At 39.9% G+C, this 15888-nt stretch carries 12 protein-coding genes and 1 pseudogene; 1 reads left to right on the top strand and 12 read right to left on the bottom strand.

Annotated elements, in window-relative coordinates; genetic code table 11:
• The 3 genes from SK578_RS03785 to pbp2b all read right to left on the bottom strand — a co-directional run bounded on the left by SK578_RS03785 (window position 1) and on the right by pbp2b (window position 3257).
• Complete coding sequence (locus SK578_RS03785) at window positions 1-276, bottom strand: hypothetical protein (RefSeq protein WP_042750676.1); 276 nt, start codon at window positions 274-276, stop codon at window positions 1-3.
• A gap of 316 nt (window positions 277-592) precedes the next feature.
• Window positions 593-1189: a recombination mediator RecR gene (gene recR, locus SK578_RS03780; RefSeq protein WP_042750674.1), complete on the bottom strand. Its 597-nt coding sequence runs from the start codon at window positions 1187-1189 to the stop codon at window positions 593-595.
• A 10-nt stretch (window positions 1190-1199) separates the two neighbouring features.
• Window positions 1200-3257, bottom strand: a complete 2058-nt coding sequence (gene pbp2b, locus SK578_RS03775; protein ID WP_080709961.1) for a penicillin-binding protein PBP2B — start codon at window positions 3255-3257, stop codon at window positions 1200-1202.
• A gap of 189 nt (window positions 3258-3446) precedes the next feature.
• Here pbp2b and SK578_RS03770 point away from each other — a divergent pair.
• Window positions 3447-4297: pseudogene (locus tag SK578_RS03770) on the top strand (MurR/RpiR family transcriptional regulator).
• A 109-nt stretch (window positions 4298-4406) separates the two neighbouring features.
• Here SK578_RS03770 and SK578_RS03765 read toward each other — a convergent pair.
• The 9 genes from SK578_RS03765 to SK578_RS03725 form a co-directional block, all read right to left on the bottom strand.
• Window positions 4407-5303: an ROK family protein gene (locus tag SK578_RS03765; RefSeq protein ID WP_042750667.1), complete on the bottom strand. Its 897-nt coding sequence runs from the start codon at window positions 5301-5303 to the stop codon at window positions 4407-4409.
• A 17-nt stretch (window positions 5304-5320) separates the two neighbouring features.
• Entirely contained in the window at window positions 5321-6238 is a 918-nt protein-coding gene (locus SK578_RS03760; protein ID WP_042750665.1) for a dihydrodipicolinate synthase family protein, read from the bottom strand.
• A 171-nt stretch (window positions 6239-6409) separates the two neighbouring features.
• Window positions 6410-7054 carry a YesL family protein gene (locus SK578_RS03755; RefSeq protein ID WP_042750663.1) on the bottom strand — a complete coding sequence of 215 codons (645 nt, stop codon included), beginning with the start codon at window positions 7052-7054 and terminating at the stop codon, window positions 6410-6412.
• Window positions 7055-7073: 19 nt separating this feature from the next.
• Window positions 7074-7526: a NanQ anomerase/TabA/YiaL family protein gene (locus tag SK578_RS03750; protein ID WP_000575449.1), complete on the bottom strand. Its 453-nt coding sequence runs from the start codon at window positions 7524-7526 to the stop codon at window positions 7074-7076.
• Window positions 7527-7752: 226 nt separating this feature from the next.
• Entirely contained in the window at window positions 7753-8592 is an 840-nt protein-coding gene (locus tag SK578_RS03745; protein WP_001192119.1) for a carbohydrate ABC transporter permease, read from the bottom strand.
• Between the two features lie 15 nt (window positions 8593-8607).
• Window positions 8608-9474, bottom strand: a complete 867-nt coding sequence (locus SK578_RS03740) for a carbohydrate ABC transporter permease (RefSeq protein ID WP_161683542.1) — start codon at window positions 9472-9474, stop codon at window positions 8608-8610.
• A 221-nt stretch (window positions 9475-9695) separates the two neighbouring features.
• Complete coding sequence (locus tag SK578_RS03735) at window positions 9696-11024, bottom strand: ABC transporter substrate-binding protein (RefSeq protein ID WP_042750657.1); 1329 nt, start codon at window positions 11022-11024, stop codon at window positions 9696-9698.
• A gap of 114 nt (window positions 11025-11138) precedes the next feature.
• The gene (locus SK578_RS03730; protein ID WP_042750655.1) at window positions 11139-11837 is read right to left on the bottom strand and encodes an N-acetylmannosamine-6-phosphate 2-epimerase; all 699 of its coding nucleotides are present in this window, start codon (window positions 11835-11837) and stop codon (window positions 11139-11141) included.
• A gap of 254 nt (window positions 11838-12091) precedes the next feature.
• Window positions 12092-15607 (bottom strand): SIALI-17 repeat-containing surface protein, encoded by a 3516-nt coding sequence (locus SK578_RS03725; RefSeq protein ID WP_042750653.1) that lies wholly within the window; start codon window positions 15605-15607, stop codon window positions 12092-12094.
• Window positions 15608-15888 lie beyond the last annotated feature (281 nt).

Genomic DNA, 15888 nt, shown 5'->3' with positions numbered 1-15888 from the left:
TTAGTGACTCCATCTCTTCGCTTGCTCTATATCACGTTTTTCAATCCTATGAGCAATTTCTGGAAACTTATTTGCTTGGGTCAAAACAGCTGGACTAAAATCACTGACCGCTTGAAGCATTTGATTGCAGGTCTGACGTCCTGCTTCCATTCCAGTGATTCCAGATGTATATGCAAATTCCACCTGCTGATTTTGCTTGTCGCTCGTTTCATACCCGACCAACTCATTAATAGCCGCCTCTGCTGCTATCGTGCTAGATTTTATCTTTCCACCCATACTTCAAACTCCCCTTATTAAGTATATATTGACCATATCATAACATAAAAATAGTACGATTTCAAAATAAATTATAACGAACTAAAGGGCAATCTTATCCTTAAAAAAACTTTATCCTTCAGTAAAATATATTGATAGAGATGCTACTAGGAATTTTGAAAATCCGTTTTCTGATACCTTATATTTTGTGTTTACTGGGAAGTATTCTTATTATCAAGATTTGTCCTTCTCTCATTATAAAACGAAAAAGACAAACCCTAGAAAAATTCCTAGGGCTTGTCTTATACGTCAAAATGAGCTAAATTTTTACTGACTTTTACAACTCTGTCCGATTTTCAATAGCTCGTAAGAGTGTGACTTCGTCCGCATACTCGATATCTGCTCCCACAGCGAGACCTCGTGCTAGACGCGTAACCTTGATACCAGCCGGCTTGAGCAAACGAGAAATATACATGGATGTCGCTTCCCCATCTGCTGTAGCATTTGTTGCTACGATTACCTCTGAAACTTCACTATCCATAAGACGAGTCATAAGGCTCTTGAGATTGATATCATCCGGACTGATACCATTCATGGGAGAAATGAGACCATGCAGGACATGATAGAGTCCATGGTATTCTTGGATATTCTCCATGGCCGCCACATCCCGACTATCCTCTAGCACCAAAATCGTTGTCTGGTCACGAGTCGGATCAGTACAGATAGAACAAGGATCGTCGTCTGTCAAACGTCCACAAATAGAGCAATAGGTCAATTCTCGCTTGGCTGCAAGAAGATTTTTTGCAAATTCATTGACGTCGTCATCCGGCATTCCAATAGTATAAAAGGCCAGTCGAGTTGCTGTCTTAATCCCAATACCAGGAAGTTTGGAATAACTGTCAATCAACTTAGCAATAGGTGTTGGATAAAGCATGGCTTCCTTTCTAATTCATTGGATGGTGTTGGTTATATAAATTGATAATGTCGCGAGCAATTGCTGGCCCAACATTTTTGGTTAAATTGGTATTATGAGGAAAGACTACTGCAACTGCAATTTGAGGATTTTCTGTTGGAGCATAGGCCACGGCATTGGTATTATTAGCTTCTTGACCACCAGCTACATAGCTTTCACCTGTACCGGTCTTACCACTGATAGAAACAGTGGCGCCATCTGAAAACGCCCGTCCTGTCGTAAGGGGACTAGTTCCATGCGATACTTGGTAAAATCCTTGGTGCAAGATACTCATATCGGAGTCGGATATATTGACCTTATTCATCTCTGTCGGTTGCAGTTGCTGAATCAAGTCACCCAGTCCTCCCTTATCATTATTACCATAAATGCCTTCAACAATACGAGGAGCCACACGAACACCATCATTTGCAATAGTTGCTACATACTGAGCCAACTGCATGGGCGTATAGTTATCAAACTGCCCAAAGGAATTGGTGATGTAATTAGCAAAGCTATACTCTTTGGGAACAAATCCAGTAGATTCATCTGGTAGGTCAATTCCGGTCGCAGCCCCCAAGCCATATTCGCCAAAGGTCGCACGAAGTTTTCCCATAGCTGTTTCCAAATTGCTGGTTCCAACAAACATATTTGGTTGATAGGTCTGGCCCATGATTCCAAGAGCGGTTTGAACCACGTAAGCATTGGATGAATACTCCAAGGCTTCCACAGCTGTAATAGGAAAAGATCCATATGCCAATTTATACCAAGAATAAATTGGAGCTGAACCTTGGAAAACAATAGGCTGATCTGTTAAGGTTTGGTTTCCTGATAAAACACCATTTTCCCAACCTGAGCTGATGGTAGCGGCCTTAACAACCGAACCTGGGACAAAGACATTGGTTACCGTTCCCAAGGAATCAGGAGTCAACTCTCCCGTTTTCAGGTCATGTTTGAGTCCTGACATAGACAAAACCGCACCTGTTTTTGGATTAAGGGCGACTGCATACACACCTTCAGAATACTTGGCTCCACCATTTCCTAGCTCGGAATTGAAATAACTTTTCAGCAAAGCATCCACGCTATCTTGGAAGGCCAAATCAATGGTCAGCTTGATATTGTTTCCCTTACTACCTTCCTCAATTGTATCCACGCTTTCCATATTACCATATTTATCCAGATGGATTTCTTTTACCGAGCGTTTCCCTTGCAAGGTTTCTTCATATTGTTTTTCTAGATAAGAGGTTCCAACACGGTCGTTTAGAGAATAACCTTTTTTGATATAAGCATCTGCTTCTTCAGCTGGAAGACCAGCTTTTTCACTAGATACACTACCTACTATAGAAGAAAGTGAGGTATCTAGAACTTTTCGATCCCACGAAGTTGAAATACTGATACCAGGTAAATTCTTAGAAGCCGAAGCAATCAAGGCAATCTGTGTATCTGTCAAGGAATCTGTCGCAATGGTTCCTGTCGCAAAATTTCCAACTGCATTGAGTTGGCTAAAGAGATAAATTTCTTTCTTTTCGTCATCCGAGTAGGTCAATTGACTCGGATCGATACTTTCAACAGTGTTATTGTAAAGTTCGGATTCAGATAATTGATTCCCATCAGAATCCAGTCGCTTCTCACGTGGTAAACTTTCCACTGCTTTCTTATAAACATCTTGATCTGCTAGATAATAGTCCGCCAACTGTCGGTCAGTCAATGTTGGTGAAGAAACTCCCACATAGGCTAGCAACTTCTTGGCTGTTTCTTTTAAATCTGCAGCCGTCATTTTGTTGTTTCGAGTAAATGAAACAACTTGTTTCACAGTATTTTCAACTAAGGGCTTGCCACTGGCATCATAAATTTCACCTCGAGCTGAACTAGTAGTCACCTTTGTTTTACTAGCCGATGCTAATTTTGTCTCATAAAAATCCTTGTTCAAAACCTGCATATAAAGCAGGCGACCAATAATGGTCATAAAGAGTAAAATGATGATTGAAAACAATAAATTAAGCCGAATCGGAATCGAATGGCTGTTAAATTTCCTCATACAAATCAGTCTCATTTCTATTTAAAATCTTACTCTTCATTGTACCATAATTTAAGAAGAAATTTTGGAAAAGAAGGGAGCTTTTCCCATTTTACAGGAAAATACGATTTTATTTATCCATCCCTACATTATATGATATAATAAATGTAAAAGTTCGATGACTCAGTCTTTTTCCAATATGACTCATTTAAAGGAGCCTTCCCTATGGACAAACCAGATATAGCAACCCTCATTGATTCTCACTTCGAAGAAATGACAGACCTAGAGCAAGAAATCGCTCGCTATTTTTTGCAAGCTGAAACCATTGCAGATGATTTATCTTCTCAGCAGGTCACTCAAAAATTACATATCTCTCAAGCTGCTCTGACCCGCTTTTCTAAAAAATGTGGTTTTACAGGCTATCGAGAATTTATTTTCCAATACCTGCACCAAGCAAAGAAACAGGACACTCATTCTCACAAACATAGTCCTTTAACCAACCGAGTTCTTCGAAGCTACAGTAATATGCGAGAACAAACACAGGGCTTGATTGACGAAGAACAACTGGAACGAATCGCCCAGTTAATCGAAGATGCTGATCGTGTCTACTTCTTTGGAACAGGGAGTTCTGGCCTTGTCGCTCGTGAAATGAAATTACGCTTTATGCGTCTAGGTGTGGTCTGCGAGGCCTTGACCGATCAAGACGGTTTTGCTTGGACAACCAGTATTATGGATGAGAATTGTCTCGTACTCGGTTTCTCACTTTCTGGCTCAACTCCTTCTATTTTAGATAGTCTATTAGATGCTAAGGAGATGGGGGCAAAGACTGTACTTTTTTCAAGTGTTCCCAATAAAGATAGTCAGGCCTATACAGAGACTGTTCTTGTAGCCACACACAGCCAGCCATCCTACATCCAACGAATATCCGCTCAACTTCCTATGCTCTTCTTTATCGATTTGATTTATGCCTACTTTTTGGAAATCAATCGTGAAAGCAAGGAGAAAATCTTTAATAGCTATTGGGAAAATAAAAACTTAATGGCTATCGCAGACAAAAACGTGTAAGAAAATCCTAGTTTGGTTAGACCAAACTAGGATTGTTTTGTTTTAATACTCTTCGAAAATCAAATTCAAACCACGTCAGCTTCGCCTTGTCGTACTCAAGTACTGCCTACGGCTAACTTCCTAGTTTGCTCTTTGATTTTCATTGAGTATAAAATGATAATATGCACCCAACATACCTGCTGTATTTTGGTGATGGGCAAATTCTAATCGTGTTTTTTCAGCTAGACTTGGTACCAAAGCTTCCTTCAAGGCTGTGCGGATCTTCGGTTTGAGGATAGCCTCTTGTCCCATGATACCGCCACCGAGAATGACCACTTCTGGATTGGCCACATAACAAATATTTGCCAGACCTTTTCCTAGATAGTCTACCATACGGTCAATACCAGCCATGCAAATCTTATTTCCTTCGGTAGCTTCCTTAAAGATACGTCGGCCATTCCACTGATCAACATCTTCTCCATGTGCTTCAGCTACATATTTCACTAAAGCTGTTGTAGAAGCCAAATCTTGGAACGCTCCATCCTGCATATGCATATAACCAACTTCGCAGGCTGAGTTGCTAAAACCATGGAAGACTTTCCCATCCATAATCAAACAACCACCGATACCGGTTCCAATAGTCAAGCAAAGGGTGACACTCGCTCCCTTGCCTGAACCAGATACCGCCTCAGCCAGACCTGCACAGTTGACATCATTTTCAATCTCACAAGGAATATTAAAGCTAGTCTCGATTTCCTTTTTGAACTGGGTGCCTGCGTAGTTAGGGATTTGAGGCCCAGCGTAGAAAATCTCACCCTTGTCTGGATCCACCATTCCTGCTGAAGAAATAGCAACACCTGCTACTGGGCCTTTTTCTAAATAGCTGGCTACGATATCTTTGGTCTTTTGTAAGATATGAGGCCCACCTTTATGCGCCTCTGTTGGCATTTCATGCGATTCAACAAGTTGGCCTTCTTGGTCAATCAAACCATATTTGATATTTGTTCCACCGATATCAATTGCAACGTAGTGTGTCATAAATACCTCCTTATGGCTTAGAGGAAGCGCTCCTTGGTTTCACGAATCAAGGCTGCAGCTGCTTCTACAACTGGACGATCGTCTTCAGTCACTGGTGTCAATGGTGAACGAACAGAACCAATATTCAAACCTTCATTGATTTTTAATACTTCTTTAATGACACAGTACATATTACCATGTGCAGAAGTCAATTTACCGATAATCGCATTGATTGCGTATTGCAATTCACGCGCTGTTTCCAAATCTTTGTCCGCAATCAATTGGTTGAGTTTCAAGAAGAGTTCTGGCATCGCTCCATATGTACCACCAATACCAGCTTTGGCACCCATGAGACGACCACCTAGGAACTGCTCATCTGGACCATTAAAGACGATATGGTCTTCTCCACCAAGGCTCACAAAGGTTTGAATGTCTTGAACTGCCATAGAAGAGTTCTTAACACCGATAACACGAGGATTTTTCAACATTTCTGTGTAAAGGCTTGGAGTCAAAGCAACCCCTGCCAATTGAGGAATGTTGTAAATTACGTAGTCTGTATTTGGAGCTGCAGAACTGATATCATTCCAGTATTTAGCAACTGAGTATTCTGGCAAGCGGAAATAAATCGGCGGAATCGTTGCAATGGCATCTACTCCTAAGCTTTCAGCATGACGAGCAAGTTCCATACTGTCTTTGGTATTGTTGCAAGCAACGTGAGCAATGATGGTCAATTTACCTTTGGCAACTGCCATGACTTCTTCCAAAATTAACTTGCGGTCTTCAACGCTTTGGTAGATACATTCACCAGAAGAACCATTGACATAGAGACCTTGAACACCTTTATCAATGAAGTATTGCACCAAGGCACGTGTGCGCTCTGGACTTACTTCTCCTTGATCATCATAACATGCGTAGAAGGCTGGAATGACACCTTCGTATTTTTTTAAATCTGACATAGATTTTCTCCTAAGTTTTCTTTTTTCTGCTAACAGCAGGATTTATTCTTTACGTGTTTAGTATACACCTTGTGAAAAACGCTTTCAATATCTTGTGTACACTTAGATTTTAGTTTCGATATGTATTTTGAAATGTTTATGGCTTGAAAGTAGTTTCAGAAACAAACCATCTTATTGGTATTTTGCGAAAATTTTCTCCATCAATCCAGTCTGGAGAAAGACTAAGAGTCCAAACCCAAAAAGCAGGAAGGCTGAACCACCTAAAAGTAAACTGAAGGCGGACAGATAAAGAACCATCACAATGAGAAAGAGAATAGCTAACATGAGGAAGAACCAAGGAAAGTTAAAACTTGCCAAGATAAGTCCTTTTTGCAGCACTTCTTTCCAAGTTAAATCATAGCGTGCAGCGATGGGATAGCTAGCCAACATCACGATAGTGAGGAAGATAAGAACGCCTAGACAGATAGCTTTCACCATTTGGAAAGGCATAGCTGTCTGACCCCAGAAGAGATAGAGGTCTAGAAGGCTTAATGAGACAATGCCCAACTCAAGCAGACCTAACTGAAGACCTAGTTTCAGATTTTGCTTGAAAGCTCTTAGATAGATTTTAAAGACAGGCACGCGTCTGCTCTTCTTAATCTCAAACATAGTCTCGTAGAGGCTAATTTTAGCCACTCCAATCGTCACGATGGGCAAACAAGAGACGACAAAAAGAAGATTGACTGTCACGATATCCAAGACTTTCTCACTAAAACGCATGAGAAAGTTATCTGTATCAAATGCTGCCTTGATAAGGCTTACTCCTTTTTGTGCCATGTTTGCTCCTCCTGATTTTTTAATCAATCAAAATTTTAAAGAGATATTTGCGAACCTTCTCTTCCATACCTGCATATCCATTCGGCTGGTGCGGTTCTCCTGGAAAGAAAATCGCAAAATTGTGATAACCTAACAAGAGTGGGTATTTTTCATGACAATGAACAAAGCCAATGTCACTCGCTTCATCAAATGCTACTGCTTCATCTTTAATACGTGAACCGTAGCTCGAATATTCATGTCCTTCTACCAGCAAATGCAGGTCTGCATAGTTTTTATGATGCTCAAATTGATCATTTTCAGCTTGATTGAGGACATTTTCCTGCACAACTAGAAAGACCTTGTCCCCGTCAATCTCATACTTACCTAGTTCGAAAGAATCTTTACGATGCTGGTAGAGATAGTCGATAGCCTTGTCTAGATTAGGATGAATCCCCTTGTAAAAGGTAATATTTTTCAAATCGTCAAAAATCATACTGTTTCCTTCGTTTCTGATAGTTAACTAAAATCATTCTTAAGTTGATAAGTGTCTAACAAAATATCTAAGGTAAGCAAATACCCAACATTTTGTAGACACTTATAACTCTGTATTCTCTTATACTCAATGAAAATTGAAGAACAAACTAGGAAGCTAACCGCAGGCAATACTTAAGTATGGCAAGGTGACGCTGACGTAGTTTGAATTCAATTTTCGCAGAGTATTAACCTTTGACAGCTCCCATAGTAATACCTTGAGTGAAGGATTTTTGGAAGACTAAGAAGACTGTTACGATTGGAACTGCTGCAAGAGCGGCACCCGCCATAATCAAACCATAGTTGGTTGCCATTTCAGCCTGCATAGTCGCGACACCGAGTGAGATGGTCAAGTTGTTACGTGAAGTCAACATAACCAACTGCATGAAGTAGTCGTTCCAAGTGTTGATGAAGGTAAAGATTGCAAGGGCTGCAAATCCTGGTTTCACAATTGGGAAGGCTACGCTCCAGAAAGTACGAATCTCACCACAACCATCGATTTTAGCTGATTCAAGCAACTCTGTTGGGATATTCTCACTGAACTGTTTCATGAGGAAGACCCCAAATGGCCATCCAATCAAAGGCAAGATAACTGCCCAAAGTGTATCATGGATTCCCATGAAGTTGACGATACGTACCAATGGTACAAGGACAACTTGTTTTGGAAGTGCCATGGCTGCAATGAAGATTGCAAATAGAATGCGTTGCCCATAGAAACGTTTTTTAGCCAATACATAACCTGCTAAAGAAGAGGTCGCACAAACTAAGAACATGGTTACCAATGAGATAAACACAGAGTTCCACATCCACTGCATAGCAGGGTTTTGCACCATGAGTTGTTGGAAGTTCTCCATGGTTGGCATTTTAGGGAACCATTGTGGCGGAATCATAATGGTATCAGGCTGTGACTTGAAGGCACCTGTCAGAATCCAGTAGAATGGAAAGATGAACAGCACGGTCAACAAGAGCAAGATAATAGTTGAAATAACAGTGAAAGCTGTTAAAGGTTTCTTTTGTGTAGATTGCATAGCTGTCTCCTTTCTTTAGTATTCTACGTCGTTTCCAAGTACTTTAAATTGAACAAAGCTTACGATAGCAATCATAACTGCCAAGAAGACACCGATGGTGTTGGCATAGCCGTATTCTGTCAATTGGAAGGCTTTTTCGTAAAGGTAGTACATAAGTGTACTTGTTGAGTAGTTTGGACCACCTGAAGTCAAAAGCTGAATCAAGGCGAAACACTGGAATGAGTTGATTGTTGTAATGATTGCGATATAAAGTGTTGTTGGAAGGAGGCTAGGCCATTTAATCTTCCAGAACACTTGCAATTCAGTCGCACCATCAACACGCGCTGCTTCAACCAATGAATTGTCAATATTACCCATAGCTGCGATATAAAGGATAATCGGCTGACCAACAGATGTAGTCAAAAGGATAATCATAATCGCCATCAAAGCCCAGTTTTTATCTCCCAACCAAGAAATGTTCTGGCTGATGATGTGGCTTGACTTAAGGACAAAGTTTAAAATTCCTGATAGTGGATCATAGATCCATTTCCAAACAACTGTTACGGCAACACTACCTGTTACAACAGGAAGGAAGAAGACGAAACGGTAGAAGGATCTGGCAATGGCATTTTGATGATATGTCTGAGATGCTACAAAGAGTGAGAATAGAACAACAACGGGTACAGATCCAATAACCAGAATCACGGTATTGATCAAAGACTTCATAAAGACAGGGTCTTTAAACATGCGAATGTAGTTGTCCAAGCCTACAAACTCAAATTTAGTCATTGAGTAGTTAAAGAAACTTGTAATGAATCCCATAATCATAGGAGCCAAGACAAAGATGACAAAGAAGAATAATACTGGTGCTAGGAAAGCGTAGGAAATCACTGTTTCCCGCATACGAATTTTATTGACTTTCACAGTCGGCACCTCTCTTTCAAATAGAATAATTTTTTGACTTTCTTGAACTGTTTTAAAATCAAAATGAAATTTTTTAAGATTCGCTTATGTAAGAACTTCATTTTAATTTCGTGACAGTTCCTTACATTTCAAACAAAATCCTCCCTTTTCTTACATAGACTATGCACAGGGAAAAGGGAGGAGTCAATCTGATTTAGTGCTTATTGTTTTGTAGCTTTTTTAATTGTTTCGTTAGCTTTTTCAGTAAAGGCTTTCAAAGCATCCGCTGGTTTTTCGTCACCATTTGATACAGATTGCAACATTGGGAACCAAAGTGTTCTCATTTCAGCAAAACCATTGATAGTGTTGTAGTATGGTGAGTAGTATTTAGTCCAACCACTGATTGTTTCCATACGTTTGTCTTCATAAACTTTGCCAAATGATGTACGAACTGGGAAGGCACCTGTACGAACAACGTCTTTTGGACCCCATTCTTTGTCATCCGCGATAAATTGAACGAATTTCTTAGATGCTGCAACTTTCTTCTCGTCTTTGTTGTTGAATACTGCAAATCCATTTACAAGGTATTCAAGAGCTGGTTTACCTGAATCTGATGGGAATGGTACTTCTACCACTTCTACTTTACTTGCTTCCAAGAGTTTAGCTTGGATACCATTTTGAGATGGTGCCCAAAGGATTGTGTAAGATGTTTGACCGTTAGCAAAGTTTTGGATATCTGCTCCACCATCAAATTGTGAACCATTGTTCAACAAACCGTCTTTGATCCAGCCAGCTGCTTTTTCAAGACCTTTGACGAATTTAGGATCATCAGTTGTATATTTTGTTACATCTTTATCTGTTACAGAACCGCCGTAAAGGTTTGAGATGAAGGCACGTGTTCCTTGGTCTCCCCCTTGACCAGAACTGAACAATGAACCTGGTGTGTAGCCTTTGTCTTTAAGCGCTTTCAAAACTTTTTCAAAATCATCTGTTGTCCAACCTTCTTTTACAAGGTTTGCAACTCCAGCTTCTTCTAACATTTTCTTGTTCATAGCCATATAGAATGGTGCTGAACTGATTGGATACATGTAAGCTTTGTCTCCAGCTTTACTTGCTTGTACAATGTTTTCGTTGTTAACATCTTTGACGAATTCATCTGTGAAGAGATCATTCAACTCAGCCAATTTACCATTTTTACCGTATTGGATGATACGTCCTGGTGCGTCAAAAAGTACGTCTGGAGCTGTTCCTGCCTCGATAGCTGTTGTGATTTTTTCAGGTCCTGACTTGAAGTCGATGGTTTCCAATTTCACTTTTACATCTGGATTTGCTTTTTCAAACGCTTCGATGATTGATTTTTCATATGTTCCAACACCGTCACCAGTTTTTTCTTGAGTGAAGACTGGGAATGCCCACCAAGTGATTTCTGTTTTTCCGCTATCGCTACCAGATTTTCCAGCATCTTTACTTCCGCCAGAATTACCACATGCAGCAAGGCCAAGAACCGCAGCACCCGCAAGTACTGTACAAGCTAGTTTTCTAAATTTCATTTGTATTCTCCTAATTGATAAGCGTATCCATATTGGATAATGAGTAAGATTGCATTTGTATACGTTTTCATTTCATCCGACGCATTCACCTCTCTCCTCTGTTTTTAAATTGTGTTATTTAAGACCAGCAACGAAGCGTTCTGTAATCTCTTTTGGTCTAGTAATAGCGCCACCAACAACGATACCTCGCACTCCGTATCCCTGGATTTGTTTGGCTTGTTCAGGTGTATGAATTTTTCCTTCTGCAATGACATCCACGCCAGCATCACAGAGTTTTTTGATTAATTCAAAATCGGGACCATCCACTTTTGGACTGTAAGATGTGTATCCTGATAAGGTTGTTCCGACAAAGTCAATTCCTGCTTCAACAGCTGCTAAGCCTTCTTCAAAAGTACTTGTGTCAGCCATCAAGAGCTGGTTAGGGTATTTTTCCTTAACCTGACGAATGAACTCTTGAATCTCTAAACCATCGTAGCGTTCACGCTTGGTACAATCCAGAGCAATCACCTCAATATCAAGCTCTGCCAATTCATCAACTTCTTTCATAGTGGCAGTGATGAAGGGTTCTTGCGGTGGATAATCTCGTTTAATTATCCCAATGATTGGAAGGTTGGTAACCTCCTTGATTTCCTTGATATCGCGAACACTGTTTGCTCGGATACCGACTGCTCCACCTTGCTCAGCCGCTTTGACCAGCAAGGGAATGACTCCTCCCGCTTCTGTATAAAGCGGTTCGTGAGGAAGGGCCTGACAAGAAACGATGATTCCATCTTTGATTTGTGCAATCAAGGCTTCTTTAGTAATCTGTGGCATCCTCTTTCCTCCTTTTCTTTGTTCTTATGAGTTCATTATATATCATTTGTTAAGCGCTTTCAATATTTTGTGATAGAATAGATTTCAGTTTCAAAAGTATTTTATAGAACAGCCGTTTCTGAAAGTAGTTTCAGTTCCGTCTTGTTTTCTGTTCACTTACCTTATAAAATGATAAAAAGAGATAGCCATCTTTCAAATGGGCCATCTCTTTTATCATTAACGATGAGCAAAATTCATTTTATTCAAGACCTGATCTAGTCCTCTTTTCGTTTCTTCCCAAATGTCAAGATAGATAAGAGACCTGTCACTAATCCAAGAGAAATAAAGGTTGTATTTTCTTTGCTTCCAGTATTTGGTAGCTCGTTTTGTTTAGCTGCTGGTGCTTGATAAGTAGCATCTTGTCCAAAAGATAACTTCTTAGCTGGACGTTCGTTTGCAGCTGCTAAGACTGGTTTGGTTTCTCCCTTGTACTCTGGCACTTCATGGATTGCTGCCTCAGCTCCATTGACACCTCCTTTATACTCAGGAAGAGCATTTGAGGCTGCCAAGACAAAGTTAGCACCACCTCTATATTCCGGAACCTCATTTGAAGCTGCCAAGACAAAATTAGCACCTCCTGTATATTCAGGAACCTCATTTGAAGCCGCCAAGACAAAGTTAGCACCTCCGGTATATTCAGGAACCTCATTTGAAGCTGCTAGAACTGCATTTACGCCTCCTGTGAATTCCGTTTTTTCTACTGTTGGAGCTGGTTCTTCTCCTACTGTTGCAAGAGAACCAGTATATTCAGGAACTTCTGCTGCAACTGCTCCTTCTTCGCCATTAACTCCATCTGTAAATTCTGGCTTTTCTACTTTTACTGCTTCTTCTCCTGCCGTCGCTAATTGGCCTGTATATTCAGGAGCTTCTTCAGTTACTGCAGCTTCCTCGCCATTAACTCCACCTATAAATTCTGGAACTTCATTTGTCGCAGCTTCATTTCCATTTACACCATGAGTAATCTTAGAACCAACTACTGAAACAGGCAAATTATGCATACTTTCGATCACGCCTTCTGCTAAGCCCGTAACTTTTTGACCAATATCCTCAGGGTCTACTGTAAACAACAGAGTCTTGGTATCATACTGCGTCATAAACGTAGCCGTCTTACCATTTGCAAGCTGTAATGTTGGTGCTTGATTGACCAATACTTCTGAATCAAATTCCATGGCAATAATGCCTTGTCCCATATGAACTGCATGTGTAACTTTTGCTTCGGTTGGAGAAACCATATCCTTGCTTAAGAAATCCCAATTAAATTTCTTATAAGACAAGGTATATTCGTTTTGGTTGTTATCTGCATGCTCATAAAGCAATCCATATTCGCCATTCCCGAGATCTTGAATAGAATTGTAGGCAAACTTACCACTTTGAATAAGATTATGCTTAAGCCAAGTCAATTCTCCATTCTCTTCAACTTGTGCCAAATGGACTAGACCATTTTTACGTTCACGGCCTGGCCCAGCAGCATTACTAAGAAGAATGTATTCTTTCCCATCATGCATCGTATGAATAGCTGACATTTGAACATAGGCATCTTTCACTTCTGGATATCGTTTGATTTCCTTTTCCCATGTAGCTCCACCATCTTTACTTGTAGCAACTTGTAAATCACCTGTTAACCCACGCATGAAAAGTTTAAGGTCACCATTGTTTAATTGTACAACTGTTGACTCCGTATTTTGAGCACCATCATTCCTCATTGTTGAAGAATGAATAATTTCATTTCCAACAGGTCTATTGTCATTAGGTGCTTCTCCTGCATGCCAAGTTTTACCATGATCATCTGAGTAGATAATCCGAGATGATTGAGAACCGCTTAAGTGGCTAGTCTGATTTGTTGTATAAACAGGTACAACGATTCGACCTTTATGAGGTCCGGTATGAAGAGTGATTCCTGTTCCAGGCCCAACCCCTAAGAATTTCATCCAATCAGCTTTTACCATTGGGGTAATATCTTGAGGTGCTGACCAAGTCTTACCATCGTCATCACTGTAAGACATCCATAGATAAGAATCCTTAGCAACTCTAAATGGAGACGTTTTATTGCTTGTGAAATAAATATTTCCTAATAGTTGATCCCCTTTATATAAATCACCCTTATCACTATAAGCTGGTTTCACTGGATTTACAACAACACGATAATCGGTTGCTTTGCCATCTGGTGTATACACTGTACCATTTTCACGAATTGTGTAGGAACCTTCTTCGCCTTCTTTGTAGAGGATTTGGTAAGTTTTTCCATCGATTTGTTTATAGGCTTCTTCTCTTTGAGCAGCCATTCCAAAGATTCCTTGCCCTTCTGGGAACATATCATAGATTGAAAAAATTCGTTTTGTTGCAGGATCTTGAACCAAAACCATATCGATGTTCACTGGTGAACCGATTGATGGATTAGAAGCTTTTGGATTGTCTCGTAAATTTGTAATCGTTACTCGATCGCTCCATGTTTTCCCCTTATCCTCACTTCGTCTGACGACCATACCGATATCACCCCAGTCAGAGTGATGCAAGCGTCTCTCATCTGCACCAGCAATCAAAGTACCTTTATCTGTCTTAAGAAGTGCAGGAATACGATAACTCTTAATACCATCTTTATTTGGTTTGTTATGCATACCACCTTCAAAGACATCTTGTTTTTCAGTAACTTTAGCCCCTTCTGGTAGCTTTTGTTCCAAATCAGATCTCTCAAACAATTGGCTCCGTTTTTGAACTTCCTCTGGAGTTAATACACGATCATAAACACTTAAATTACGAACCTGTAAATTTGCTCCCCAAACTGATTTCCCTGCCCGATTTGTTGCACCAAGTTGAGCATGGGTAATATCTGGCATATCCTTGATAAATTTACCAGACTTCAAACTGGTACGAGATAAAACTCCATTTACATAGAGTCTAACTTTTCCTCCTGGATTTTCTGCATTCGGTCTTTCAACAGTAAAGGTAACTGAATTCCACTGCCCAGGCTTAATTTTCAATGGAGCATCCGTATATTTATCATAAAATTGTGTTCCATTAGCATCACGTCCCTCAATTAAGGCTGTATTATTGAGAACAGCCATGGTGAAGTACTCATCTTTTTTCTTATCACTAGACACTGAGAATAGATTATAAAAATCTGGAGCTTTGGCATCTGGCTTGAATTCCATATGAATGGTCGCATTTTGAAGTTTCTTCAATGCATTTAATTCACTAGCTAAATCTACACGCTGACCATTCTTCGAATTTGTTTCAACATCTTCTTTTTCCACTACTGGAGTTGCATTTGCGATGTCTCTAGCATAGTAGTCTCGAGGAAGTACTCCCTCTTCTTCTTTATCTTGGTCCTTGTTACTTGCTTCTGTAGTTGCAGAATCTGTTTCTGGTTTATCAGCAGGAGCTGGTGTATTGTCAGCTGCAGGTGTATTTGTTGGAGTGGTTGTCTCTGCTTCAGTAGTCTCATTTTTCTTCAACTTATCCTGATCAACTTCCACACCATTGTCTTTTGCTGTTGCCAATTTTCCAGCTAATTCGCTATCTAAATGAGCAAGACTTCCTGAAGAAGCTTCTTTTGGTAATTCTGATAAACCTTGATTATTATTTTCAGCTGCAGTTACAGTTGAGTTTCCTTGTTCATTTGCCAATACAGGATTTACTCCAAACACCACAGCACCAATGGTTACAGAGGCTACACCCACTGCAAATTTACGAATACCATATCTTTGTTTTCTGTCATAATTCTTCTGATTCATCTTTCTACCTTTCAATATCACCAAAAATAAAGCGCTTTCTTTTTGTTTTAAAATTTTTACTCCCGACCATAGGAAAACACAAGAAAGTAATTAATAAACGAGAGTTCCTCTCCTTCTCTCTTTCAAAATTTAGCTAGCTGTAATCCAAACAGTAGCTCTTTCACTCCTTTCCTAGAGACTTTTTCTTTATTATACAATAAAGTCATAGGTTTATCTCAAGCTTGTCATAGAATAGATTTTACTTTCAGAAATATTTTAATATTTTAATATTTTTAAAAGTA

Origin of the sequence: Streptococcus mitis (genome assembly GCF_000722755.1) — a bacterium.
GTDB lineage: Bacteria > Bacillota > Bacilli > Lactobacillales > Streptococcaceae > Streptococcus > Streptococcus mitis_CM.
This window is presented reverse-complemented; position numbering and strand designations above follow the sequence as displayed.

Bases quoted from the DNA above. Each gene is read 5' to 3' on its own strand.
- SK578_RS03785 (WP_042750676.1), bottom strand. From the start codon at position 276: ATGGGTGGAAAGATAAAATCTAGCACGATAGCAGCAGAGGCGGCTATT.
- recR (WP_042750674.1), bottom strand. From the start codon at position 1,189: ATGCTTTATCCAACACCTATTGCTAAGTTGATTGACAGTTATTCCAAA.
- pbp2b (WP_080709961.1), bottom strand. From the start codon at position 3,257: ATGAGACTGATTTGTATGAGGAAATTTAACAGCCATTCGATTCCGATT.
- SK578_RS03765 (WP_042750667.1), bottom strand. From the start codon at position 5,303: ATGACACACTACGTTGCAATTGATATCGGTGGAACAAATATCAAATAT.
- SK578_RS03760 (WP_042750665.1), bottom strand. From the start codon at position 6,238: ATGTCAGATTTAAAAAAATACGAAGGTGTCATTCCAGCCTTCTACGCA.
- SK578_RS03755 (WP_042750663.1), bottom strand. From the start codon at position 7,054: ATGGCACAAAAAGGAGTAAGCCTTATCAAGGCAGCATTTGATACAGAT.
- SK578_RS03750 (WP_000575449.1), bottom strand. From the start codon at position 7,526: ATGATTTTTGACGATTTGAAAAATATTACCTTTTACAAGGGGATTCAT.
- SK578_RS03745 (WP_001192119.1), bottom strand. From the start codon at position 8,592: ATGCAATCTACACAAAAGAAACCTTTAACAGCTTTCACTGTTATTTCA.
- SK578_RS03740 (WP_161683542.1), bottom strand. From the start codon at position 9,474: ATGCGGGAAACAGTGATTTCCTACGCTTTCCTAGCACCAGTATTATTC.
- SK578_RS03735 (WP_042750657.1), bottom strand. From the start codon at position 11,024: ATGAAATTTAGAAAACTAGCTTGTACAGTACTTGCGGGTGCTGCGGTT.
- SK578_RS03730 (WP_042750655.1), bottom strand. From the start codon at position 11,837: ATGCCACAGATTACTAAAGAAGCCTTGATTGCACAAATCAAAGATGGA.
- SK578_RS03725 (WP_042750653.1), bottom strand. From the start codon at position 15,607: ATGAATCAGAAGAATTATGACAGAAAACAAAGATATGGTATTCGTAAA.